Below are 22234 nucleotides of genomic sequence, written 5' to 3'. Positions count from 1 at the left end.
TGAGGGCGGGCAAAGCCCTGGCGAAGTGCGCCACGTGCTGCCCGGTGCCGCTGCCGATCTCGAGCACGAGGCCGCGTGGCGGCAATACGCGCGCAAGTACCTCGAGGATCGGCTGCTTGTTGCGCTCGGGGGAGGGGGCGGTCTCGCGTAAGTTCATGCAGCGATGGTAAGCCTCAAGTCGTGCTCGGCGCCTCAACCGCTCCGTCTGCTGCCTGCCGACGTGTGCCCTCCGATGCGGGACCTGCTTCAGGTCCCTGTGGGCGGGCTCGGCCGGCAGCTTTGCGGCAAAGAGATCATGCGGTTTGGCGCAGGCCCAACGCGTGAGTTCAATCACGCCGCTCGACAGAGCGGTGACCCTCTGGAAGCACAGACTCCTTCGCGCGTCAAGGCTGAGCCACCATGACTGAGCGTGGGCTGGCTCCTGTGGCAAATGGGCCTGCTTGGCGGCAACAGTCGCAATGAAAGACCCGTATCAGCCGAATGTGAACGAGTAGGCATCAATTCCGGGCTCGAAGAACTCAATCTCGAACAGCCGATCCGCGATGGGCTTTGCTTGCCGAATCAGTTGGTATAGCCGGTGGTCGGACAGCACCCCTCGGCCCTCTGCATCAATATCTGCACCGTGCGCCATGCCAGGTGGCTTCCCATCGACGAGCACGCGAAATGGCACGGTCTTCCCTTGAACGGCGGATCCCATGACCAGATGAAGATCGCGAGAGTGGAAGCGGTACAGGATCCTGCCGTTCGCTCGTTCCAACGCAGCGGCTTCTCCGCCGACTCTCCAATGCCCGGACAACGCCCAACTATTGAGCTTCAACTGATCGGGCGCCACGTACAGGTGTGCAACACCCCGCTTCACGCCGCCCGGTGAGACGAAGCCCTCCGCGCGGTCATATCCCACATAGGTTTCCGGCGACTGCAGGTCGTCCCAATCGGCCTGTGCCTGACTTCCAGAGCCCGCGACACGTACCAGCTGTGAATCGACCCCCTTCGCGCCGGCCTCAGTCAGCAGACTCTGAAGCACCCTTTCAGATCGCTCATACTGGCCCTCACCGAATTGGTGGTGGCGAATTCTTCCGCGCGCATCGATGAAGTACAGCGCTGGCCATTGGTCGTTGTCAAAGGCGTTCCAGATCGCACGCTTGCTGTCCACGGCAACCGGAGGCTGCACCTGCAAGTCCGCGATTCCCTTGCGAACGTTCTCGATGTCCTTCTCGAAGCCGAACTCGGGGGTATGGACGTTGATGACGACCAAGCCCTGATCCTTGTACTTGTCGGCCCACGCCTGAATGTGCGGAAGTGTGCGATGCGAGTTGATGCAGGAGTAGGTCCAAAAGTTGACGAGCACTACCTTTCCCTGCAAGTCATCAGCGGTCAGCGGCTTCGAATTCAGCCAATCGACCGCGCCGCCTAGTGCCGGTACCAAGGTCTTCCCCGGCGGAAACTTGAGGGGCGACATCAGTGGAGGCCGCTCGGCTCTATCGGCAGCGAATAGGTCGGTGCCGCCACAAATGCTGCAAACCACGGCGACAACGAGCAACGTGAAGTGATTTCGTTTCATTGGTCCTACTCCTGTGCGCCGGTGGTGGCAGTCCCCTTGCGTGCCCGCTCCCTTGCCTTGATCCGCTTCTTGCTCCAGTTGCGAATCACTCATCCCGTCTGCCCAGCCACCGCAGGCGCATCGCAGTGGCGACCAACCAGATCATCATCATGCCAATGACAGATCGGTTGGCAATGCCGTGCGCAGTGGGTCGGGCACTAACTTTTTGGTGCGTACTTGCCATGAGGTAAGCGTAGGCGGCCGAGCATCAGTGCATTGCAACCTGTTCGCTGACTTCCATGAATGTCCAGACCCCTGACGCCATTGCGCGATACCTTCATTCGCGTGGAGCCGACAACGAGGCCTCGCTCAGTGAGTACTTCCACGCGCATGCTGTTGTTCGGGACGAAGGCCAGACGTTCCGTGGCTTGAACGCCATCAGCGCCTGGAAGGCCGCAGCCGAGGCCAAGTACCAGTACCGGCTGATGCCACTGGGTCTCTCACGGGAAGGCGGCACGTTCAAGCTGTTGGCACACCTTGAAGGCAACTTCCCGGGCAATCGAGTCGATTTGATACACGTCTTTGGCCTCAAGGACGGCCTCATCGACTCTCTCGAAATCCGTCTACCTATCGAACTCGAGGGTCGAAGGGCGCTCGTCACGGGCGGCACCAAAGGGATTGGAGCAGCCGCGGTTGCCGGAGGCAACCGCTGCCTACGCTGCCGCCAAGGCTGCCCTGTCGACCTACAGCAAGAGCCTCTCCAAGGAAGTCGGTCCAAAGGGCGTGCGCGTGGTACGCGTGGCACCCGGTTGGGTCGAGACCGAAGCTGCGGTGAGCCTTGTCGAGAAAATCGCCAACGAGCATGGAACAGACTACGACGGTGCACGCCGCTCCCTCATGAACTCCCTCGGCGGCATACCGCTTGGGCGTCCTGCCAGGCCCCAGGAGGTCGCAGAGCTGGTCGGGTTTCTGGTGTCGCAGCGCGCAGCCTCCATCACGGGGGTCGAATACCTTATCGACGGGGGAACAGTTCCCGTTGCCTGAGGCAAGCTTCGGCGCTGCGCCGCCGCGCGGCCTAAGGCTAGTGAAGTCCAATGTAGATTTCCACCGATCGAATCGGAATGTCGGCTGTTGGCTGACGGGTAAATCTCTCCGAGCAGGGCCCGCCACGCGAGCAACATCAACCAATCTGGCAGTCCACGGTTCGATGACATGGCAATTTCCTGTTGATTGAGCGGCGGTCGTGAAGGTCCGGTTGAATCCGCAGTCCGAAGCGGACATTCGCAACGAAGCTGCCCATCCAATGTTTAGAGCCCCAAACCTTGCCGCAACAGGCCCGACCTCCAAATGTTCATGGCTCGTAGCGCGCACGATAGCAAAGGCCTCATGGCGAATGCACCGCGCTGGCTAAAGTTTTCGAAATAAGTGTCGATATACCCAATGGGGTCGCCTCATTTTCCGGAGGCGACTCATTTGCCGACTCGATGAGCCCGCTCAGCTTCTAGACCAGTTTCACTGGCTGGCCATTCGAACCCACCCGTTGAGTGAAAACGATGAATGCTGAACCCCAATCCTTCGTCCTTCCGAGCTACAAGCGTAGCTCCGTTTACCTCTTTGTTGGGGGCCTGACGCTTTTCGTAGGGCTGAACTTGACGGCCTACCTGCTTGATTTCCAAGGTGACTTCGTCTTCGTAACCGGATTTCCCATCGTACTTCTGGGGTCGATTGCTTCCTACTTCCTGAAGCGCCGTCACTTCCGTCAGTACGGCTATGCGTGGTACAGCAAGACCTTCCCTGCCAGCGTCCGCGGCGGCGGGCGAGTGTCATGCCGCCACTGCGGGAGCAATCACGTAGCGGTACGCAATCTGATGCAGCGCACCTTCCACCGGGCGCATATCTGCGGGCAGTGTGGAGAGACGCTGTACTACTCGCCTGAGCGATGACGTACCCATTTTTCAGAATAATGAACACCCTGCCGGCCCTCTCTCTTGCCGCTGTCCTTGCGGGCTGCGCCGCCACCGGTGACGACTACGTGAAGGGCGTTGTCCCTGAGGTCACCAATCATCCGGTCCTCGGCACCCTCAACTCAAAAGAGCGCGCGCTTCTCGGCCCTGACGCGAATGAGAACGGAGTTCGAGACGAGATTGACCGCATTGTTTCAACTCAGCATGCCGGAGCCCGTGCACAGGCGCTCCGCTTTGCCATGGCATTCACTGAAGCAATGTTGTCCGGTGCCGCCGCCGGCACATCGCGCACCGCGCCAGCCGCCTCCGAACTCGATGCCGCTGCCTCTGCGCTTGACGCAGTTGACGGACCGCAATCGAGTGGCACCTTGGCGGCACGCATCGCCAATTCCCCCGAGCGCCGCGCTGCCGCATCCGCCGCGGACATCAAGCTTGCCAGATAGCAGATGTGCTGCGGAACCTCTCGTCACGGCACTGCTGGTTTGACTCGGTCGGGTCCGGCCCCGGGGCAATCCAGATCACAAAGAACAGTTCGTAGCTCCGCTCTCCATTCGCCTTGGGCTGCGGGAAAAAGGTGCATGCCCGGCGGACGCACAAAGAGGCAAACAAAGTGAAACTCTTCTACCGTATCGCAATCCTCATGACGGCAATCCTTCTCGCGGCCTGCCAGACGCCTGTCATCCACGGTATCAACAAGGCCATCAACCTTGGAACCGAGCTCCCGCCTGAAATGTGGGAGCGCAATGTCGCGGCCGAAGTCGCGTTTGACGAGGTCTGGGCAGGCGCTTACAACTTCGCCAACCGGAACTTGATCTACACCTTCGGGATAGAGTTCGGCTCACCCGAGTACGATATGCGGGTGGCGCGAGTCAACCTCCGGCAGCCGGAATACGGGGCGTGGGTGAGCGCTGGCCAGAAGGTGTGGCCGACGACTGCCATCGTTCCGGACCACCTGCCAATGCTCAAGGGCGGAGACATCGTCGAGGTGCGTCACCCGACGACCTGGCACGCCAACAAGGATTTTGTCGCCAAGGGCGAAGGCAGTGTTGTGCTTCGAATCCTCTGTAGCAAGGGCCAACAGGACTTTGCCGACTGCGTGAAGAAGCAGCCTCGCATCGGAAAGTATCCGGGTTTCGGTGAAACCGGCACGCTCTATCCGGCAAGTCTCCGGGAATACGGCTTCACCTTCACGCCGAAGTACGACAAGGATGGGAAGGCTATTCGCTAATCCACGCATGGTCGCCACCCCCGACGGCACAATTTGGTCATCGTCGGCAACGTGAAGATGATCGTGGTGCCGATTCCGCGTGCGCTCAGGGGTCTCAGAACCTCGACGCCAGTGCAATAGTTCGCTGGGCTGCCTCGTCGGAGCCGGCGGGCGCCTGGCGAGTCAGTCCAGGAAGCGCTCGGCGTAGTCCTGAGGCGGCATCGCACATGTTTCAGTGCGCCCGAACAACCAGTACCGGTTTCGTGCGACCCAGCGATACAGCACGTCGCGCACAGGCGCAGGCACCAGCCAAGCGGCCCACGCGAGCCGCCACGGCCACCCCAGTGCGTGGAGCACGCGCAGGATGGCGGATGTGTGTTGCCAGGTGCGATTCCCATCCACCACGAGCAGCGTTTGCAGTCCGTCGACGTTCAGGCCCGCCTGAGCAAGCAAGCCCCTTCCTGCTGCACCCTGGATGGACGCAAAGCGGACGAGGCCATGCCGGTCGTGCCGCAGCAGAAATTGCACCCAGCCATTGCAAAGAAGACATTGAGCATCGAAGACGACAATCACACGGGTTCCTGCTCGGAGACAGTCAAATGACCGCGATAGCTTGCCACGGTTCCGATGGCCGGCAGCGATGCCTGAACCCGAAAGTGAAGCCGGTCGCTTTGGCCGGTCTCCTCGGCAACGACTCGCGGGAGCAGCCAGCGCGGGCAGGGCATTCCCAGAAAGTGCAGCGCCTTCAGGCGCATTTCAAGTCTGCCGTCTGTCTCGCAGAGGTCGAAGGTCAGACGAGTCGCGCCCAGTTGCTCGACGACCCGAGTCGCATCGAGGCGCATGCGCGAGGTCATTGTCCGGCTCGGGAAATGTCGGGTCCACGTCTCGGCCTCCGGCGCGGCATGGAGCTCGAACCGGATGGGGCCGCTGGTCGCCCGAAGCGGGGTGCCAAGGCAACGAGCGAGGAGGCTTGCCGCCGGCGAGGAAGGCGCATCGGTGTCGACCCAGCCGTGAAGCTCCTGCGCGCCGACCAACTTGTGAAAGCGCTGCACGGCGAGCGGAAGGCGGTCAAAGCTCTCACCCATGGCCCGCTCGTACATCGACACCGTGTTCATGCGACTACCTCTGCCATCTGGATGTTCAGGCCTCGCGCTTCTTCTTCGAAGTTCTCGAGCGACAGTCTCCCCACACAGGGCGTCGCGCCAGCCGGCAAGACGCCGCCTGCCTTGAGCTTTCGAACCAATGCGGCTGCCGCCAGCGTCGGCACGCAAGGGCCATCGCCATGCGTTGCAACCAGATTCCAGGTGCGTGACGCCTCGGCCCCATCGGGGCGCAGCCCAGTCACCGTGCATGGCGCCCGCATCGGACCCCCAGCCCTTGAAGATGTCTGCCGCACGCTGGAGCCAGCGCGCATGGGCTGACCAGTCCCGGACGAGACCGCGGCGCGCAGCCCACGCCATGGCGTTCATCCCCCGGTGCAGGAAAGCGAGTTCGAGGCCGGCGCCGAACCGAACGATGGGGGACCCGGCATACCGACCTGGCAGCAATGCGAGGTCCGGGACATCGCATGGCGACAGCCATCGCTGTCCGACCGGCGCCGGGTAGCGATGGCGGCGCGAGCCGCTCCATCCGATCGTGTGCGCAGAGCCGTCGACCGGGATCGGCTTTCCGCAATAGCTGAGGATGGCCTTCACGGTCGACAGACCTCGCTCGGTTCTGTTGCCGGGACTGATGCCGATGTCGATGCTGCGGACGGTCGCCATGTCTCGCACGAGGTGGTCAACGGCTGCGCTCGACAGTGCCGGGACCGAACTTGCTCCGCTGCTCACGAACACGCCCGCCGCCCTGGCGCTCGAGTCGAGCTCGCGGATTCCGGCGACGAATGCGCGCGCATCGGCCAGGTCGATGTAGTTCGCGCCGGTGGCGATGCACGCGCGCGCGACCCTGTAGTCCTGACCCTGTCCGGGACGCGGCCGCTGCCCGGCCTCGAAGACGTTGCGGATGAGCGGCACCCTCCGTTGATCCAGGCACCAGATGCGCCTCCGGCACTAGGCGCCTTTGCGCCAGCGAGCTCGGGAAGATCGGTCATGCGCCATGAGGCTCGTCCAGCGGCATCGCAACCGCGCGCAGCACCTGCATCGGCCCCATGGCGCAGACGCGGTCCAGTTCCTCTTGCGAACGCAAGAACAATGAGCCGGCGAAGCCGAGCCCGTTCACGGAGATCGATTCGAAACGTTCGCGCGAACGCGGCACGACGAGCATCCAGCCTCGGCGAACCAGCAGGTTGTAGGGGGCCGACTGAACGTCGCCCTCTTGGGTGGCGACAGCGGAAATCCCGCACCGATCAAGCAACTCGCCATAGAGGGCATGCAACTCGGGCGCCGTCGCTTGCGGCGCCAGGCGTGCGAACGCATGCCTGAACGGCAGCCGCGAGCCGCTGCCGAGCAGTCGCTCCATCGGTACCTGGTCCGGGCTTTCGCGTGCGAGCGGGAGCGGCACCAGCTGCAGGTGCTTGTGCCGTTGGCTGGCCCCAGCTTCGACGCCCCCGTTGTAGAAGGCGAGGCCGTCGACCTCACTCAGGCAGGTGACGAGCGCGGCGAAATCCTCGACGGCAAGGAGGCGCTCCTGGCGTTCGAAGCCGCGGGTGACGAGCAACACATGGCCGGCGAGCAGTTGAAACTTGTTCAGCAGGACGTAGTGCGAAGGCGCGAGGTCGCCGACGAACAGAGAACGGTCGTAGTCGCCGAGGGGATCCCTGGCCGCCGAGACATGGCGGGCCTTGTCCTTGCGCGCCAGGCTCGACACCGTGCGCAAGACGAACCGGACGCCATCGCTGTCGAGGAGGATGGTTCGAGTCTCGATCGGCTGCAACGCGCCGTCTGCCAGCGCACGCCGCATTGCATCCTGGACGATGGACTGCGAAAACACGCCGCCATTTTCGACCCGTTCCGGGCAACGGGGAATGACCACGTGGGGCCCGGCGGTTTCGGTTGCAACAGGCTGCGCCGGGACTGCGCTATCCCGCCGCCACGATCACATGCGCCTGAATCTTGCCGGCCACCGGGCCTTCGCCATGGCGGCGGGCGATCGCCGCCGTCGCGCGGTCCGTGGCGAGTTGAAGCAAGCTGGCGTCGCGCGCCTCGATTTCGTTGCGCAGCGGCGTTCCCTGGCAATAGGCGGTGGCGGCGTCGCGTGCCGAGGGCGCGCGACTCACGTTCTCGCGCGTCTCGATCTCGATGCCGGTGAACCCTGCGCGACTCAATTCCTCGCGGATCAGTGCGATATCGTGATAGCCGTGCGGCGTGCGGGCGAGGAATCGCGGAGGGTCGTGCGGAAACACCGCGGCGACGGCGCGGGTGACGTCATCGGCAAAGGCGTTTTCTTCGATGCGGTCCCAGACACTGAAGACAAAGCGCCCGCCCGGCCTCAGCACGCGATGCGCCTCGGCGTAGCCCGCGACCCGGTTGGGGAAGAACATCGCACCGAACTGGCAGCAGACGACGTCGAACGAGGCGTCTTCGAACGGCAGGTCGAGCGCGTCCGCCTGCCGCCATTCGATACGACTATCGGCCCCCTGCCGGCTGGCGGCATAGTCGAGCATGGGTTGGCTGAGGTCGGTCACCACGTAGCGCGCGTCGGCGTGGAGTCTTGGCGCAAGCGCCCGGGTGACCACACCGCTGCCGGCCGCTGTTTCAAGCACCGAGCCGGGCGCGCAGGCAGCGACAAGCTCCGCCAGGTCGACGGCATAGGCCGCGAAGATCAGGGGGACCATCAGCGTGTCGTAGAGCTTCGGGATCGAGCCCGCGAACACCTTGTCGCTCTCAGTCATGAGTTCCCCTTGAAAGGTCTGAACGGCGCCCTTGACCACTCATTCCAGAGAGGGGCAGGCCACTCCGGCGAGTCCGCCGCCTGGCTGGGCATTGGCGACGATGCGCCATGGTGGGCGCGCATGCCCGCCTCGTCAACATGGCCCGTGCACTCAGGGCTGGTAGCTCGGTGGGATGGGGCGTGAAAGGCGAGAGGTGAAAACGTAGCATCCGACGCCGAGCGTTGTGATTGCCTGCGACAAGTGATACGGTCGAATTCTGTCGCTCAGCTGGACGACACCCGAAGGAGATATTCCATGGGAGATCAGAGACGCCCGCTACGACAGGGAGAACTTGCACCGGCGTTCGCGCTTCCGGCGGCCAACCTCGAAGGGATGGTCTCCCTCGACAGCTTGCGCGGTCGTCCATTCCTGATCGGCTTCTATCGTGGCTTGCATTGCCCGTTCTGCCGGCGCCAGGTGCTGCAGCTCGGGAGCGTGGAGCCGCCTTTGCGCGCCATGGGGGTGGAGACCCTCGCCGTCATCAACACGCGGCTGGACCGCGCCAGCCTGTATTTCCGGTACCGGCCGACGCCCGTCACGCTTCTGTGCGATCCGGATTGCCTTGCACACCAGGCCTTCGGCGTGCCGCATCTCGAGTTCCTGCCTGAGGGGGACAACGGCCAGCCCGAGTGGCCCTATCGCGCGAGCATGGCGCAGTTCGCCGCGGCGCGAATCAACCCCACCGGCGAGCTGTCTGCGCCGACGCAGCCATTGGAAGCCAACGCCGCCCTCAACGCCAAGGACGGCTTCGAACCGGACGAGATCGACAGTGCCATCTTCGCGCTCCACGGCACTCAGCTCGTCGGACACTTTCTGGTCGATGCGGCAGGCATCGTCCGCTGGGTACAAATCGAGGCGGTCGATGGGCCGAACAGCCTCTCCATCTTCCCGAATGCGACGCAGATCATCGCCGCCGCCGACGGCCTTGGACGGTGACCCACAGGGACTTCGACAACGGCTTGCGGGTACTACGATCCGCGCCATGAATTCCGCGGAAGCCATTCCCTTCGAAGCCATCGTCGAGCAGTCGGTTGCCGGCATCTACGTGATCCAGGACGACCGCTTCGTCTACGCCAACAGCACCTGGGCGGCCATCGCCGGCTATGCACGGGAAGAGGTGATCGGGATGCCGCTTTCTCGCATCGTGCCGCCGGACTTTCTGGACGAGGTGCGCCAGCGGGTGCAGGCCCGCCTGCAAGGCGATCCGCCCAGCATGCACTTCATCACCCGCGGGCTGCATCGCGACGGGCATGTGGTGCTGGTGGAGGTGCACGGTTCGCGGATGGACTTTCGAGGCCGCCCGGCAGTGATCGGCGTGGGGGTCGACGTCACCGAGCGCCTGCACAACGAGGCCGAGTTGCGCCGCCTGCTGGCGCAGGTGCAGGCCTTCAGCAGCCGCACGGCCGCCAAGCTCGAGGCGCAGCGCAGCGCCTTCGCGCGCGAAGTGCAAGAGGTGCTGGGCGGCATGCTGAGCAACATCCGCACCGACGCGGCGCGCGTGCTGCACGGCGCCCAGGGCGGCGAGTTGCAAGGCCTGACCGAGCGGCTGCTGGCCCTGACGCGGCAGACGGTCGACGCCGTCGGCCAGATTGCCGCGGCCCTGGGGCCCACCACGGACACGACACCGCGGGGGCACGTCGCGCAGCCGCCGCACCGGCGCCTGAGCGCGCGCGAGCAGCAGGTGTTGCCGCTGCTGATCAAGGGCCTGTCGCACACCGAGATCGGCGCGCGCATGTGCATCAGCGGCAAGACCGTGAGCACGCATCGCAGCAACATCTTCCAGAAGCTGGGCGTGCGGAGTACGGCCGAATTGGTGCTTTACGCGGTGCGCAACGACCTGGTGCCCTGAGCCAGCTAGCGCGCAGGCGAGCATTTGTCAATCAGCCGATTCCGAGGCGCTGTTGGGGATTGACCAGGAGGCCCGGCGCTTCGAATGTTTCCAGAATGCTCACGGGAGCCGGCGGCGTTCCCGCGCGACAACAACAAGGAGACAACTGTGAACCTCGATCCACTGCACGCGCCGCTGGCGCGTTGGCGGCGCCTGGCCCTGGCCGGCGCGGTTTTCATCGCAGCCCTGCTGGGCCTGAGCCCGGCGCTGGCCGCCTATGACCAGCAGTTGACCCGCCAGCTCGACGCCGGAAAGATCTACGGCAAGGCGGATGCCGGCAACACCCAGGCCTTCCTGGGCGTGCCCTTTGCGCAGCCGCCGGTCGGTGCGCTGCGCTGGCGTGCGCCGCAACCGCCGGTGCCTTGGAGCGGCTCGCGTGCGGCCACCAGCTTTGCGTCCATGTGCGCGCAGGTCGGCAGCTTCTTCGGCGAGCCCGACCCGGCCACCTTCGACCAGCCGGTGGGCAGTGAAGACTGTCTCTACCTCAATGTCTGGCGGCCTAACTCCAGCGCCGACCGGTTGCCGGTGCTGTTCTGGATCCATGGCGGCAGCAACCTCAAGGGCTCGGCGCGCGAGCCGCTCTACAACGGCGCCTACCTGGCGGCCAAGGCCAACATGGTGGTGGTCACGGTGCAGTACCGGCTGGGCATGCTGGGGTGGCTCAAGCATTCGGCACTGGCCAGCGGCGATGCCAAGGACGACTCGGGCAACTACGCCACGCTGGACCTGGTGCGCGGCCTGGACTGGGTCCGCACCAACATCGGCGCCTTTGGCGGGGATCCCAACCTGGTGACGGTGGCCGGGCAGTCGGCCGGCTGCATCAACACCTGGGGCCTGTTGCAGTCGCCCTTGGCGGCCGGCAAGTTTCAGCGGGCCTTGTGCATGTCCGGGATCCCCAACGGCTACCCGTCGGCCGTGGGCCAGCTGGCCGCCGACGATCTGGCCAACAAGTTGCTGGTCGACACCGGCCGTGCGTCCACGCCCGAGCAGGCCGCGGCCCAGCGCCTGAGCATGAGCCCTGCCGAGGTCGCGGCGCTGCTGCGCGGCGCCACGGCGGCGCAGATCATGAAGTTCACGCCGTACCCGGTGGTGCCGGGCCACTTCACCGATGGCACGGTGATCCGCGCGAGTGGCCTGGCGGGGCTGGTGGCGGGCAACTACAACAAGATGCCGCTGATGGTCGGCTCCACGCACGACGAAGGTTCGTACTTCGCCTATTCCTTCGGCATGGGCAAGCCGAGCGCCCAGGCGTACTGGCAACTGGCCAACTACGCGGCGCCCGGCACCGTCACGGTCAACGACCTGATCAAGCCGGAGTTCCAGCCGATCTACACCCAGACGCATGAGGCCATCAGCTACGCCCTGGACAACGTGATCGACAACGTCGTGCGCCTGCTGCGCCTGCAGCAGGGCGGCATCTACCGCTACAACTTCAACTGGAACGACACGCCGCAGCCCTGGAAGGACACCTTCTCGGCCTTTCATGGCATCGACATCGGCTCGCTGTTCGGCAACTTCGTCACCAACGAGCCCAACTTCATGCACTTTGCCTGGGACGCCAGCAACGCGGCCAGCCGCCAGGCACTGTCGGACCGCTTCATCAAGCACTTCTCGACCTTCGCGCGCACCGGTGCGCCCACGCAGCTGTTCGACGGCCAGACGCCCTGGCCCGACTGGACCAACTTCACCTGCTGCGCGAAGCGCATGATCTTCGACAACACCTCGTACATGTCGTCGGCCGACTACCTCTTCTTCTGGCCGCGCTACGCGCTGTTGTCGCCGCAGCAGAGAGACTATGTGTGGAAGGTGATCGACTTCAATGCGCTGCCCGCGAACGTCGATCCGCTGCGTAACGGGCCGCGCTGAAGATGGCGGTGCTGTAGCCGGATGTCTATACTGAATCCCCTTTGCAGTGACGTGGGGCGCTCGGCGCTGCACTTGGTCGCAGATGACACTCGGAGTTGCAGAAATGACCCTCCCGATGAGTCCGGCTACAGCCATCGACATCCTGCTCGAACCCGACGCCAGGATGCTCGAGCACGCTGAAGCCAACAACGCTCGCCTGCTCCAGGTTTTTCCCAAGGGATTTGCCCTGGATGCGACCCATCGGCCGCACGTCACGCTGCTGCAGCGGTTCGTCCGTACCGCGGACCTGGACAAGGTGCATGCCGCCGTCGAAAAGGTCCTCGCCGGAACCCGACTGGGCGACATGGAGCTGGAGGCCATCAGGTACTACTACATCCCGAGCCAGGAGATCGGGCTGGCTGGCATCGTCGCGAAACCCACGCCTCGACTTCTCGAACTGCAGGAGGCGCTGATCGAGGCGGTGACGCCGTTTGCGACCGAGACCGGCGACTCGGGCGCATTCGTCACGACACCCGATGACCCTGTCATCGACCCGTTGCTCATTCAGTACGTTTCCGCGTTCGTGCCGAAGGCTTCCGGTGAGCATTTCAATCCGCACGTCAGCACCGGCGTTGCGTCGCGCAAGTACCTCGACGCGATGCTCGCCGAACCGTTCGAGGCTTTCAGCTTTTCGTTCAAGGGCGCTGCCATTTATCAACTGGGCCAGTTCGGTACGGCGGCCAGGAAACTCAAGGCGTGGGATTGAAGCCATCGGCAGCCCATGCTGGCATGCCAGCCGCCGAGCGAACGGAAGTACAAAGGAGCGGGCATGAATCCGAAGAGGCTTTCCAGTTGGAACGACTGTGCTTCGCGCACTGCGATCGTGGACTTCGTCGAAAGGACTACCCGATCGGGCAGTTCCGATTTCGTTCCGCCCGCCGATCGGGTCGCGACCTTCGACAACGACGGGACCCTCTGGTGCGAGCGACCCCTCCAGGTTCAATTCTTCTTTGCGCGGAGCCGCCTCGAACAGTTGGCGCAAGCGGATCCTTCCTTGCGGACACGCGATCCGTTCAAGACCTTCCTCGAGCACGACATGCGCAAGATTCCGCCCTTCGGGATGGAGGATCTGATGCACCTTGCGGCGACCGTGCACTCGGGCACGACGGTTGACGAGTTTGGTCGGATCGCCCAGCAATGGCTCGCTGCTGCCAGGCATCCGACGCTCGGTCGCCTCTTCACGGCGTTGACCTACCAGCCGCAGATCGAACTGCTGCACTACCTGCACGAGAACGGGTTCAAGACCTTTGTCGTGTCCGGCGGTGGCATCGACCTCATGCGCGCATGCAGCGAAACACTCTACGGGGTGGCGCGCGACCAGGTGATCGGCAGCAGCATGAAGACACGGTTCGAGATGCGCGACGGACGAGGCGAGTTGGTCAAGCTTGCCGAAATGGAAAGCTTCAACGACCGCGAGGTCAAGGTGAACAGCATTTCCCGCCATGTGGGTCGGCGTCCGATCCTCGCCTTCGGGAATTCCGATGGCGATCTCGCGATGCTCAGGTATACGCGAACGGGTGAAGGGCCACGCCTGGCGTTGCTCTTGCACCATGACGACGCAGAAAGAGAGTTCGCCTATGACCGCGAGTTCGCTCTCAGTCCTCTGGCGGAAGCACTCGATCACGCGGACGCGTACGGGCTGCAGGTTGTCAGCATGAAGCGCGATTGGGCTCAAGTCTTTGCGGCTTGAAAGGGTCCTGAGTCCTTTTGAGATGAGTTTCTCGGCCGCGATCAGGATGGGGTCCGCAATCCCGGAAAGAGCTTGAAGGCATCGTCGCGAATCATCCCGATGGCCTCTGCGCCGGTGAGCTGGGCGTCCGGCGAGAGGGTCGGCACCGCCGCGCCCGAGGTTTTCTCGAACGCCAACAGGCTGTGCACCAGCGCCTTGCCGAGCGGCGACAGTGGCAGATCCGGGGGGAGCAAAGCGACGTCGAACTTCGGAACCGGCCGGGGGGTGACCTCGGGCCACTGATCCGGTGCCCTTGGCTTTCCGAGCGAAAGAACCGCAGCGATGTCCCGGGCCGAGGCGTCGCGTGCGGTGAGAGGGCGTCCGAGCGACCATCGCCTGCGCATGGTCTGGATCAGGGAGGTGTGGCGATATTCATCGTTGACCACGATGCGCTCGGGGACCCATGCCGAGATCGCGATGGCAGGTACCCGCGCACCTGAGCGATTGAACCTGAACCCCATCTGGCCGGCCGGTGCCGTGCGGGTCGGTGGCACAGCGGGCGGAGGCGGGACATGGTCGTAGGTACCACCGGTCTCGTCGAAGGCGACCAGCAGGAACGTATTGAGGTAGTTCGATCCGCTGGAAGATGACGAGGAGCGGACCGCGTCGTAGACCGACGCGAGCAACGCGTCGCCACCCAGAAGAGAGGACGGCGGATCGTACGGCAGGCCGTGAAGCAGTGCCGAGATCGGCGGGTGCATGTCATTGTGGCCGTGCCACAGGTTCGGTTCGATGAATGAGTAGGTCGGCAGGCGGCCTCTTCTGGCGTCCTCGAGGAAATCGGCAACCGTCGAGAAGTTGGTTGCGAAGCGGTTGCGCAATCGTGAGGCGTGAATGATCCCGGTGAAGGAGGCCGGACTTGGCGAATCGCAGTAGACGCGCCATGTCAGTCTCTTGGCCTCCAGGCGGTCGAACAGCGTCTCTGCCCTGTTGTGAACGGGAAAGGAATCGGGAGGAGACATGTTGACGACGTATCCCGAAGCCGTGCCCGCATGGAAGAACGAGCGGTTGCTGAAGGTTTGCGACGGCACCTCGCAGAACCAATGGTCGAAAACGGCGAAACCACGAGCCAACGCCGACATCACCGGCATCTGCTCGGGCGTGTATCCCGCCATGATCTGCGCGTACTCGTCGTAGGTGGGCTGCCGCCTCATCTCGGCCGTGAAGGCGCTGATGTAGTCCATCACGAACCCGTCCATCGTCGGCCGCTGGCGCGGATCACTCGGCGCGTTGTACGGAGCCACCATGCGCGCCAGCGGCATGAAACGGTTCTTCGGGTCCAGGATTCCGTACAGATCCGTGTTGATGTGCGGGTACTCTTCGCCTGGATCCGGCTGCGGCGTGTTCATCGTGGGCGCCACGCCATAGGGCACGAACTTGCGCTCGGCGCCATGCTCGGCCCATTCCGGGATGGGGTTCTTGAGGTCCTTGCCGATCACGCCCTCGAACGACCGGACGTCGCCCGGTGCGTAAAGGCGGCCGAGCAGATTGTCGAATGAGCGGTTCTCGAACATGAGCACGACCACGTGATCGAGCGCCTTGCGCGGGTCGCCCCTGGTCCCTTGAGCCGGAGTGATCTCGGGGAAGGCTACGCTGGCAGCCGCCGCACCGACGATCTCGATGACCTCGCGCCGTGTCGTCATGGCTCACCTCGTGGCTTCGAATACGACCGAAACTCCGCCGCGCACCCTGGATCATCGCCGACGCCCAGGCGGGCAGTGGCACAGACTAGGCCTTGACGCTCCGTCTAGCAATCCCGGCGCCCACGGGGGTCCACGTACGTGGCCCCCCGCCTGCGGTTCATTGGTCTTCTTTGGTAAGGTGAGGGCGGCAATCTCTACGAGTCCGGCCCTACCCCTGTCAGCTGAGAAAGCCGCCGTCTATCGTCAGAACGGTTCCCGTCACAAAGGAAGCCTCGGATGAAACCAGATAGGCGACACCCGCTGCGATTTCTTCGGGACGTCCATAGCGGGGCACGACCAAGGATTTGAGAGTGTCCTTGGCCCACGGGCTGTCCATCGGGTTCATGTCCGTTTCGACGGGTCCTGGCTGGATGACGTTCACCGTGATGCCCTGTCTTCCCAGATCACGCGCCATCCCCCTCGTCAATCCCAGGATGGCGCTCTTGGTCATCGAGTAGCCAGCCATGCCCGGCGCTCCTGCGCGCTCCGCGTTGATGCTCCCTATGTTGACGATGCGGCCGCCAGCCGGCATGAACTTGATCGCCTCCTGTGAGGTCGTGAAGACTCCGCGAATGTTGATGTCGATCAGTCGATCCAGCATCTGCAGGGTGAGATCAGGCAGCGGGGCGAGCTCTGCGACGCCCGCGTTGTTCACGAGAATGTCGAGTCCTCCGAACGCGTCGATGACCTTTCGAACAACGCCCTGTGCGGCCGACGGGTCGGCTGCGTCGGCTCGGATGGCCAGGCCACGGCGCCCTGTCGCTTCAATTTGCCTGAGTACGCCTTCGGCGAGCTCTTGGCGACTGACGTAGGTGATTGCTACATCGGCTCCATCTTGTGCCATTCGAAGCGCAACAGCGGCACCGATGCCGCGGCTCGCGCCAGTCACCAACGCCACCTTGCCTGCAAGATCTRCCAATTTCGTTCCCATTCGAGAGCCATGAAGCGGGCGACTATACGGGGCCGCATGGTCCTCGCGCCTGGATTCGGTCGCAATCCGTTCAGAACATCAAGTTCAAGCCGAGCGTGCCCTGCGCCGTCGACCTGACCTGAGCATCGCCGCTGCCGGTACGGAAGACCCTGCCGAGCTGGCCGTAGACCGATACCTTCGGCGTGAGTCCGAGCGTGAAGCCGACCATGAGTTCGGTCGACGTGTAGCCGACGGCACTCTCGATCGGGGTCGCGCCGGCCGGGCCGGCGAAGGTGACGGTGTCGTGGCCCGAAAAGCCATGCCACAGGTTGATGCCTGCGTAAGGCCGCAAGCGGCCCATCGACGTCGACAGGTCGCCTGCGAGGCGTGCCCCGATGCGTCCGATCACGGCGTTGTCGGCGTCCTGCAGCACGCTCGCACCGCTGATGCGGGTGTTGTCGAGACTGAGGCGGTGATAGATCAACTGGGCCTGCGGCTCGAGGGCCCAGCCGCCGCCCAAGGCGAAGCGCTGGCCGATTTCGCCGGAGGCCATCAGGCTGGTGGCACCGAAACTCGAGCCCTGTCCGAGGCTGCCGCCCGACACGTCATGGTTGCCGTGCTGCAGCACGAAGTCGGCATAGAGGCCCTGCGGATCGGCGTATGTCGCGTAGCCGCCCACGTAGGTGCTGTCGGCGTGCAGCGTGCCGGCATAGCCGACCAGCCCGCCGGGACCGTAGGCGCCGTTCACGTTGGCGTCGGCGCGCAAGAGACCGGCATAGAGGCCGGCGCGCCAGAGCGGGTTGGCGAACAGGTCGACGCCGGACTGGAAGCCGCCCATGCTGGTGCGGCTCTCGGGCTGCGTCACGCCGCCCTGGCTGACAGTGATGGTGCCGCCGAGCACGCGGCCCCAGGCGTGCCGGTTGGCGCCGCCCCAGCCGCTGGTCGACGCATCGGCGCTGCCGGCTGTCGCCGCGGCGATGCCGCTCTCGTCGCCCACGCGGCGATGCAGGTCTGCGAGCATCGCCAGATCGCCCTGGCGCAGCACGCTGGGCAGCGCCGCATAGAGCGGCACTTCGGCGCGATACATCGGTGCCGCCGGCGGCGCCGGCGTGCCGGTCGTCGTGATGGCGGAACGGTCCTGCGTGCTCAGGAACCAGCTGCCGCCCTGGCCATTGGCATCGCCTGCGAAGAGCCGGTACTGGAAGGCACCGGCGTCCACGTGGTCGCCGTCCAGCGTGAATGCCGTCCTGGTGCTGGTCGCGCCGTTCTGTGCGGAAACGACCTCGATGCCGTCGCCGGTGGTCTGTGCGCCCAGGCCGCCGAGATGGGTGATCTGCAGCGTGGTGTGACCGCTGGCCACCGCGCTCGGGCCGCTCAGGACCATGCGGTCCGAGATGCTGTTGCTGCCACCGAATGTCGTGCCCATCTTCAGCACGCCGTTGTTGCCCACGTAGGGGCCGGTGACGGTGAGGGTCGTGCCGGCTGCCGCAGACAGCAGGTTGACGGTGCCCGCATTGGTGAGGGCGGCAATCGTCTGGTTGTGGCCGGCGAGGTCGAGCGTCGCGCCCGCGGCGACCGCGTGGGCGGAGGCGGCGCTGAAGGCATTGGCCGCACCGGCCCGGAGGGTGCCATGGCTGACCGTGGTGGCCGCCGTGTAGATGTTGTTGGCCGCGGCCAGAATCAGGGTGCCGGTGCCTTGCTTGGTCAGCTCGGATGCGCCGCTGATGCCCCCGGACAAGGTTGCGGTGTTGGCGCCGGTGTCGATGATCGGGTCGACCACGCCGGTGAAACGGATCGGGTTGGCCAGCGTCAGCCCATCGGCGACAAAGGCCAGCGTGGTGTTGTCGTCCATGGCCAGTGGGCCGGTGCCGAGCGCGCCGCTGTGGCCCACGGCCAGCGTGCCGTCTCTCAACAGGGTGCCGCCGCTGTAACTGTTGACGCCGGAGAGGATCTGAGTGCCGCTGCCCTGCTTGATCAGGCCGCCCGAGCCGACGATGCTGCCCGCGAAGGTCTGGTTGCTGCTGTCGCCGAAGGTCAGGGTGCTGGACCCCAGGTCGAGCCTGGACCCGGCCGAACCGCTGAGTACTGCGAGCGTCTGGTCGGCGCCCGAGGCACTGAAGTCGAAGCGCGCCCCGGCACCGACCAGCTTCAGCTCGCCGGTGCTGGGGAGGCTGCCGCCAGGCCCCAGGGCAAGGGTGCCAGCGTTGACCCTGGTGCCGCCGGAGTAGGTGTTGGCGCCGGTCAGCGTCAGCGTGCCCGCGCCCAGCTTTTCCAGTCCACCCGTCCCGCTCATCGCGCTGGCGAGCGTGAAGTTGTTGCCGGCATCTGCAATGTCGATGCTGGCGCCGGTCGCTGCCAGCGTCACCGCGCGCGCCGTGGTGTTGAAAGCCGTGCCCGTGATGCGCAGCGTGCCGCCTTCCAGCGCGATGCTGGCCGAGGGCGCGCCGAGATTGGCATCGGACGAAACGGCCAGCACGCCTCGGCTGATCCGCGTGCTCTGCGTATAGGTGTTCGCGCCGTTCAATACCAGTGTGCCCAGGCCCGTCTTGTGGATTCCGGCGCCGGCCAGCACGTTGTCGACGGTGGCGGTCCAGTTGACGCTGCCGGCGCTGCCGTCGCCGACGCGGATTTCGCCGAGCGGGCTCGGGGCTGCGCCCGACAGGGTCAGGGCATCGCCGTTCAGGTGGTAGCCGTTGCTGGCGAACTGGACACCGATCGCGCTCACCGGCCGCGCCCCGCCGGCGCTGTCCACGGTCACGGTGCCCGGCGCGCCGCCGAAGATCACGAAGGCGTTGGACGGCTGGCGTGTCGAGGTGACGGAGCCGGTGGCATCGGTCCAATTGGCATTGGCCTGCGACCAGACACCGCTGCCGCCACCCATCTGGCTGTTGCTTGCCAAGCCGTTGGCGTTCCAGAAATTGAGTTCCATGCCGGCCGTGGTGATCAGGTTGATCTGCTTGCTGCCGGCCAGGTTCTGGATCGTGTAGCCGCCGGCCGGCGGCGCGATGCCGCCGTTGCTTTCCGTCAGCGTGCCGGTATAGCGGAACAGGTTGTACAGGCCCGGCCCGAAGTTGCCCGCATTGCTCGGATTGAGCGTCGCGCCGTTGATCGTCAGGTTGCCGTTGACCTGCACGTGGTGGCCCTGTCCCGGCGTGCTGAAGTTGGCGCCCGGCGTTCCGAACGCGAAGTCCAGCGAACTGCCCTGTTCGGCCACCAGGTTGCCGTTGATGGTGAAGCTGCCGACCGGATTTCCCGGCGCCAGATGGCCCCCCGCCTGCACGACCACGTTGCCGTCGATTTTCCCGAAGCCGCTCAGCGTGCCGCTGTTCGCCACCGTGATGGCGCCTTGCACGCTGGCCGAGGCATGCGCCGCATCGCCGCCGACGATCAGACTGCCCGCATTCACCTGGGTCGGGCCGGTGTAGGTGCTGACGCCATTGAGCGTCAGGGTTCCGCTGCCGATCTTGTTCACGCCGCCGGTTCCGGCAAGCACGCCCCCATAGGTGCCCGCGCCCACACTCAGCGTGGTGCCGCCGAGCCGGACCTGGCCGCCGTCGCCGCCCAGCGTGGCGATGGTCTGGTTGCCGGCGGCCGACACGTCGAGCACGCCGTTGCCGTTGAGTTTGAGCGCCGAGCCCGCGGCCAGGCTGCCGCCGGCGCCCAGCACCAGCACGCCGTCGTTGACCGTGGTGCCTCCGGTGAACAGGTTCGCGCCGGTCAGCGTCTGCGTGCTGGCGCCGTTCTTCACCAGCGCGCCGGTGCCGTTGATGGTGCCCGCGAAGGCGCCGTCGCCGGTGCCCGAAATCGTCAGCGTGGTGGCGCCGATGTTCACGGTGCCACCGCCGCCGTTCAACGACCCGATCGACTGGTTCCCCGCCGCCGAGAGATCCAGCGTCGCGCCGGCCGCCAGGCCGACGCCAGCGGACGAAGCGACGCTGGCCCCGGCGCCGAGGGCCAGTGTGCCGGCATCGATCTGCGTGGTGCCGCTGTAGCTGTTGTTCCCGGAGAGCGTGAGCGTGCCGCTGCCTTGCTTGACCAGCGCGCCGGTGCCGCTGAGCGTTCCGTTGTAGATGCCGTTGACGTTCTGGTTGAACACGAGCGTGGCGTGGTCGACGATGTCGCCTCGCAGGCTGGTGGTATCGCCTTGCAGGGCACCCGTGATGATCGTGGTGCCTCCCGTGTAGGTGTTGGCGCCGCTCAATGTCAGGGTGCCCATGCCGTTCTGGGTCAGGCCGCCCACGCCGCTGATCACGCCCGACAGCGTCAGCGCGTTCGTTCCCGCCACGGACAGCCCGCTGGCACCGAGCGTGATGTTGTTGCCCAGCGTGAGACCGCCAGTCGACGCCGCGATCGCGCCGCCGCTGGCTGCCAGGATCCCCGAGCCGAACACGCCCGCGTTGCTGAAATTGACCAGCCCGCCGTTGAGCGCTGCGTCGCCGCTGACCAGCGGGCCCTGCAGGTTCCAGGTGCCGCTGTTGACCTTCAGGTGCTGAAAGTTGATGTAGGTGCCGCTGGAGAGCGTGGTCAACGCGCCGCCAGTGCCGGTGCCCGTTCCGGAAGTCGGCAGCACGTTCTGCAGCACCAGCGTGTTGTTGCCGCCGGCGCCGCCGTCGACCACGCCGGTTGGCGCGAAACTGATCGTCGCGCCGACCAGGCCGACGACGTTCAGGTCGAGGCCGATGCCACCCGCGAGGTTCACGGACGAACCGGACACCGCGGTGAATGTATTGGTGCTGCCCGCCCCCATCGACACCCCGCCGTTGATCGTGCCCGAATTGGCGAACCAGTGGCCTAGCCCAGGCGTGCCGGCGGCCTGGAACGCAACGCGTCCGGTGATCGTTCCGGTGTTGACGAAACTCGTTTGCCCGCCGCCATAGGAAGCCACGACCGGCATGTCGGAGGGAATCATGCTGAGGCCCAGGAGCGCGTTGGCGCCGATCGAGCCGTCGTTGCGGATGTTGGTCACACCGCCGGTGCCGTTTTGTACAGCGAGCGCCATGCCCGTCAGGCCATTGATGCTGACGCCCATGAGCCCCGACGTCCCGTTCATGACGCCGGTTGGCGAGTTGTGGATGGTCACTGTGCTGGCGTTCCCGTTGCCGACGACGGTGCCGGAGGAAAGCAGGCTGAGCAGGCCCAGCAGCGAAGGGTCGATCGTGCCGGCGTTGTTCAGCGTGACGTTGTTGCCGGTCAGGCTCATCGCCGTGCCACCGAGGCCGAGCAAGACGCCGGCGCTCGCGCCCGATTGCACATTGACGGTGACGTTGTTTGCTGAGGTCGCGTAGCTCGGCGCCAGGATATTCGCCGCCCCAGTGCAGGTCACCGTGGCGCCGGCGGTTGGATTGGCGGGCGTGCACGCCGCCTGGGCCGCGGATCCGATCCATAGCAAGGGCATCGCGGCCGTCAACGCCAACGCGTTCCGGACGCCCGATGTGCTGCGGCGGCGGGCGGTTTCGGGGGCGGCGACCCAGGCGCCGAGCGAAGGGTTCCAGACGGTGCGGTGCGTGCAGTTCATCAGAGTGTCTTTGGGGTCCAGGCCGC

Annotated in this window: 17 protein-coding genes and 2 pseudogenes; 9 read left to right on the top strand and 10 right to left on the bottom strand. The window is 65.1% G+C overall.

What is annotated here, in order from left to right:
• Both AB4Z46_RS08640 and AB4Z46_RS08635 read right to left on the bottom strand, forming a co-directional pair.
• On the bottom strand, window positions 1-157 hold a 157-nt coding region (locus AB4Z46_RS08640; protein ID WP_442283074.1), incomplete at its 3' end, for a DUF938 domain-containing protein.
• A 315-nt stretch (window positions 158-472) separates the two neighbouring features.
• The gene (locus AB4Z46_RS08635; protein ID WP_442283063.1) at window positions 473-1561 is read right to left on the bottom strand and encodes a redoxin domain-containing protein; all 1089 of its coding nucleotides are present in this window, start codon (window positions 1559-1561) and stop codon (window positions 473-475) included.
• 672 nt (window positions 1562-2233) lie between these two features.
• On the opposite strand from AB4Z46_RS08635, the pseudogene AB4Z46_RS08630 reads away from it, so the two are divergent.
• The 4 genes and pseudogenes from AB4Z46_RS08630 to AB4Z46_RS08615 all read left to right on the top strand — a co-directional run.
• Window positions 2234-2584 (top strand): annotated as a pseudogene (locus AB4Z46_RS08630) (SDR family oxidoreductase); the annotation flags it as partial.
• A 509-nt stretch (window positions 2585-3093) separates the two neighbouring features.
• Window positions 3094-3483, top strand: coding sequence for a hypothetical protein (locus AB4Z46_RS08625; RefSeq protein WP_442283062.1), 390 nt, complete (start codon window positions 3094-3096; stop codon window positions 3481-3483).
• The gene (locus AB4Z46_RS08620; RefSeq protein ID WP_442283061.1) at window positions 3480-3947 is read left to right on the top strand and encodes a hypothetical protein; all 468 of its coding nucleotides are present in this window, start codon (window positions 3480-3482) and stop codon (window positions 3945-3947) included. Before AB4Z46_RS08625 ends, AB4Z46_RS08620 begins: the two co-directional genes overlap by 4 nt.
• Before the next feature lie 167 nt (window positions 3948-4114).
• On the top strand, window positions 4115-4732 hold the full coding sequence (locus AB4Z46_RS08615; RefSeq protein WP_442283060.1) for a hypothetical protein: 618 nt from the start codon (window positions 4115-4117) through the stop codon (window positions 4730-4732).
• A gap of 162 nt (window positions 4733-4894) precedes the next feature.
• On the opposite strand, the gene AB4Z46_RS08610 is transcribed toward AB4Z46_RS08615, so the two are convergent.
• From AB4Z46_RS08610 to AB4Z46_RS08590, 5 genes and pseudogenes are all read right to left on the bottom strand, one after another.
• Complete coding sequence (locus AB4Z46_RS08610; protein WP_442283059.1) at window positions 4895-5284, bottom strand: thiol-disulfide oxidoreductase DCC family protein; 390 nt, start codon at window positions 5282-5284, stop codon at window positions 4895-4897.
• Complete coding sequence (locus AB4Z46_RS08605; RefSeq protein ID WP_442283073.1) at window positions 5281-5796, bottom strand: DUF4166 domain-containing protein; 516 nt, start codon at window positions 5794-5796, stop codon at window positions 5281-5283. The genes AB4Z46_RS08610 and AB4Z46_RS08605 overlap by 4 nt, the downstream gene beginning before the upstream one ends.
• Window positions 5797-5822: 26 nt before the next feature.
• Window positions 5823-6678, bottom strand: a pseudogene (locus AB4Z46_RS08600) (saccharopine dehydrogenase family protein); the annotation flags it as partial.
• A gap of 118 nt (window positions 6679-6796) precedes the next feature.
• A complete protein-coding gene (locus AB4Z46_RS08595) occupies window positions 6797-7681 on the bottom strand; it encodes an ATP adenylyltransferase family protein (RefSeq protein WP_442283058.1) in 885 nt (294 codons plus the stop codon).
• A gap of 46 nt (window positions 7682-7727) precedes the next feature.
• On the bottom strand, window positions 7728-8540 hold the full coding sequence (locus tag AB4Z46_RS08590; RefSeq protein ID WP_442283072.1) for a class I SAM-dependent methyltransferase: 813 nt from the start codon (window positions 8538-8540) through the stop codon (window positions 7728-7730).
• Between the two features lie 294 nt (window positions 8541-8834).
• On the opposite strand from AB4Z46_RS08590, the gene AB4Z46_RS08585 reads away from it, so the two are divergent.
• The 5 genes from AB4Z46_RS08585 to AB4Z46_RS08565 all read left to right on the top strand — a co-directional run bounded on the left by AB4Z46_RS08585 (window position 8835) and on the right by AB4Z46_RS08565 (window position 14062).
• Window positions 8835-9515 (top strand): redoxin domain-containing protein, encoded by a 681-nt coding sequence (locus tag AB4Z46_RS08585; protein ID WP_442283057.1) that lies wholly within the window; start codon window positions 8835-8837, stop codon window positions 9513-9515.
• 46 nt (window positions 9516-9561) lie between these two features.
• Window positions 9562-10428 carry a PAS domain S-box protein gene (locus AB4Z46_RS08580; RefSeq protein ID WP_442283056.1) on the top strand — a complete coding sequence of 289 codons (867 nt, stop codon included), beginning with the start codon at window positions 9562-9564 and terminating at the stop codon, window positions 10426-10428.
• A 147-nt stretch (window positions 10429-10575) separates the two neighbouring features.
• Window positions 10576-12333 carry a carboxylesterase/lipase family protein gene (locus AB4Z46_RS08575; RefSeq protein WP_442283055.1) on the top strand — a complete coding sequence of 586 codons (1758 nt, stop codon included), beginning with the start codon at window positions 10576-10578 and terminating at the stop codon, window positions 12331-12333.
• Window positions 12334-12436: 103 nt separating this feature from the next.
• A complete protein-coding gene (locus AB4Z46_RS08570) occupies window positions 12437-13078 on the top strand; it encodes a 2'-5' RNA ligase family protein (protein WP_442283054.1) in 642 nt (213 codons plus the stop codon).
• A gap of 63 nt (window positions 13079-13141) precedes the next feature.
• Entirely contained in the window at window positions 13142-14062 is a 921-nt protein-coding gene (locus tag AB4Z46_RS08565) for an HAD family hydrolase (RefSeq protein ID WP_442283053.1), read from the top strand.
• Between the two features lie 41 nt (window positions 14063-14103).
• Here the strand turns inward: AB4Z46_RS08565 and AB4Z46_RS08560 are convergent, their stop codons facing one another.
• The 3 genes from AB4Z46_RS08560 to AB4Z46_RS08550 form a co-directional block, all read right to left on the bottom strand.
• The gene (locus tag AB4Z46_RS08560) at window positions 14104-15744 is read right to left on the bottom strand and encodes an alkaline phosphatase family protein (protein WP_442283052.1); all 1641 of its coding nucleotides are present in this window, start codon (window positions 15742-15744) and stop codon (window positions 14104-14106) included.
• 217 nt (window positions 15745-15961) lie between these two features.
• Window positions 15962-16714, bottom strand: a complete 753-nt coding sequence (locus AB4Z46_RS08555) for an SDR family NAD(P)-dependent oxidoreductase (RefSeq protein ID WP_442283051.1) — start codon at window positions 16712-16714, stop codon at window positions 15962-15964.
• A gap of 70 nt (window positions 16715-16784) precedes the next feature.
• Window positions 16785-22208, bottom strand: a complete 5424-nt coding sequence (locus AB4Z46_RS08550; RefSeq protein ID WP_442283050.1) for an autotransporter-associated beta strand repeat-containing protein — start codon at window positions 22206-22208, stop codon at window positions 16785-16787.
• Window positions 22209-22234: the final 26 nt, after the last annotated feature.

It is taken from the genome of Variovorax sp. M-6, assembly GCF_052114385.1.
GTDB lineage: Bacteria > Pseudomonadota > Gammaproteobacteria > Burkholderiales > Burkholderiaceae_C > Variovorax.
Note: the sequence above shows the minus strand (reverse complement) of the source record. Positions and strands in the feature narration are given on the sequence as shown.

Coding starts and splice junctions, on each gene's coding strand:
- AB4Z46_RS08635 (WP_442283063.1), bottom strand. CDS start 1,561: ATGAAACGAAATCACTTCACGTTGCTCGTTGTCGCCGTGGTTTGCAGC.
- AB4Z46_RS08625 (WP_442283062.1), top strand. CDS start 3,094: ATGAATGCTGAACCCCAATCCTTCGTCCTTCCGAGCTACAAGCGTAGC.
- AB4Z46_RS08620 (WP_442283061.1), top strand. CDS start 3,480: ATGACGTACCCATTTTTCAGAATAATGAACACCCTGCCGGCCCTCTCT.
- AB4Z46_RS08605 (WP_442283073.1), bottom strand. CDS start 5,796: ATGGGTGAGAGCTTTGACCGCCTTCCGCTCGCCGTGCAGCGCTTTCAC.
- AB4Z46_RS08590 (WP_442283072.1), bottom strand. CDS start 8,540: ATGACTGAGAGCGACAAGGTGTTCGCGGGCTCGATCCCGAAGCTCTAC.
- AB4Z46_RS08585 (WP_442283057.1), top strand. CDS start 8,835: ATGGGAGATCAGAGACGCCCGCTACGACAGGGAGAACTTGCACCGGCG.
- AB4Z46_RS08580 (WP_442283056.1), top strand. CDS start 9,562: ATGAATTCCGCGGAAGCCATTCCCTTCGAAGCCATCGTCGAGCAGTCG.
- AB4Z46_RS08570 (WP_442283054.1), top strand. CDS start 12,437: ATGACCCTCCCGATGAGTCCGGCTACAGCCATCGACATCCTGCTCGAA.
- AB4Z46_RS08565 (WP_442283053.1), top strand. CDS start 13,142: ATGAATCCGAAGAGGCTTTCCAGTTGGAACGACTGTGCTTCGCGCACT.
- AB4Z46_RS08560 (WP_442283052.1), bottom strand. CDS start 15,744: ATGACGACACGGCGCGAGGTCATCGAGATCGTCGGTGCGGCGGCTGCC.
- AB4Z46_RS08550 (WP_442283050.1), bottom strand. CDS start 22,208: ATGAACTGCACGCACCGCACCGTCTGGAACCCTTCGCTCGGCGCCTGG.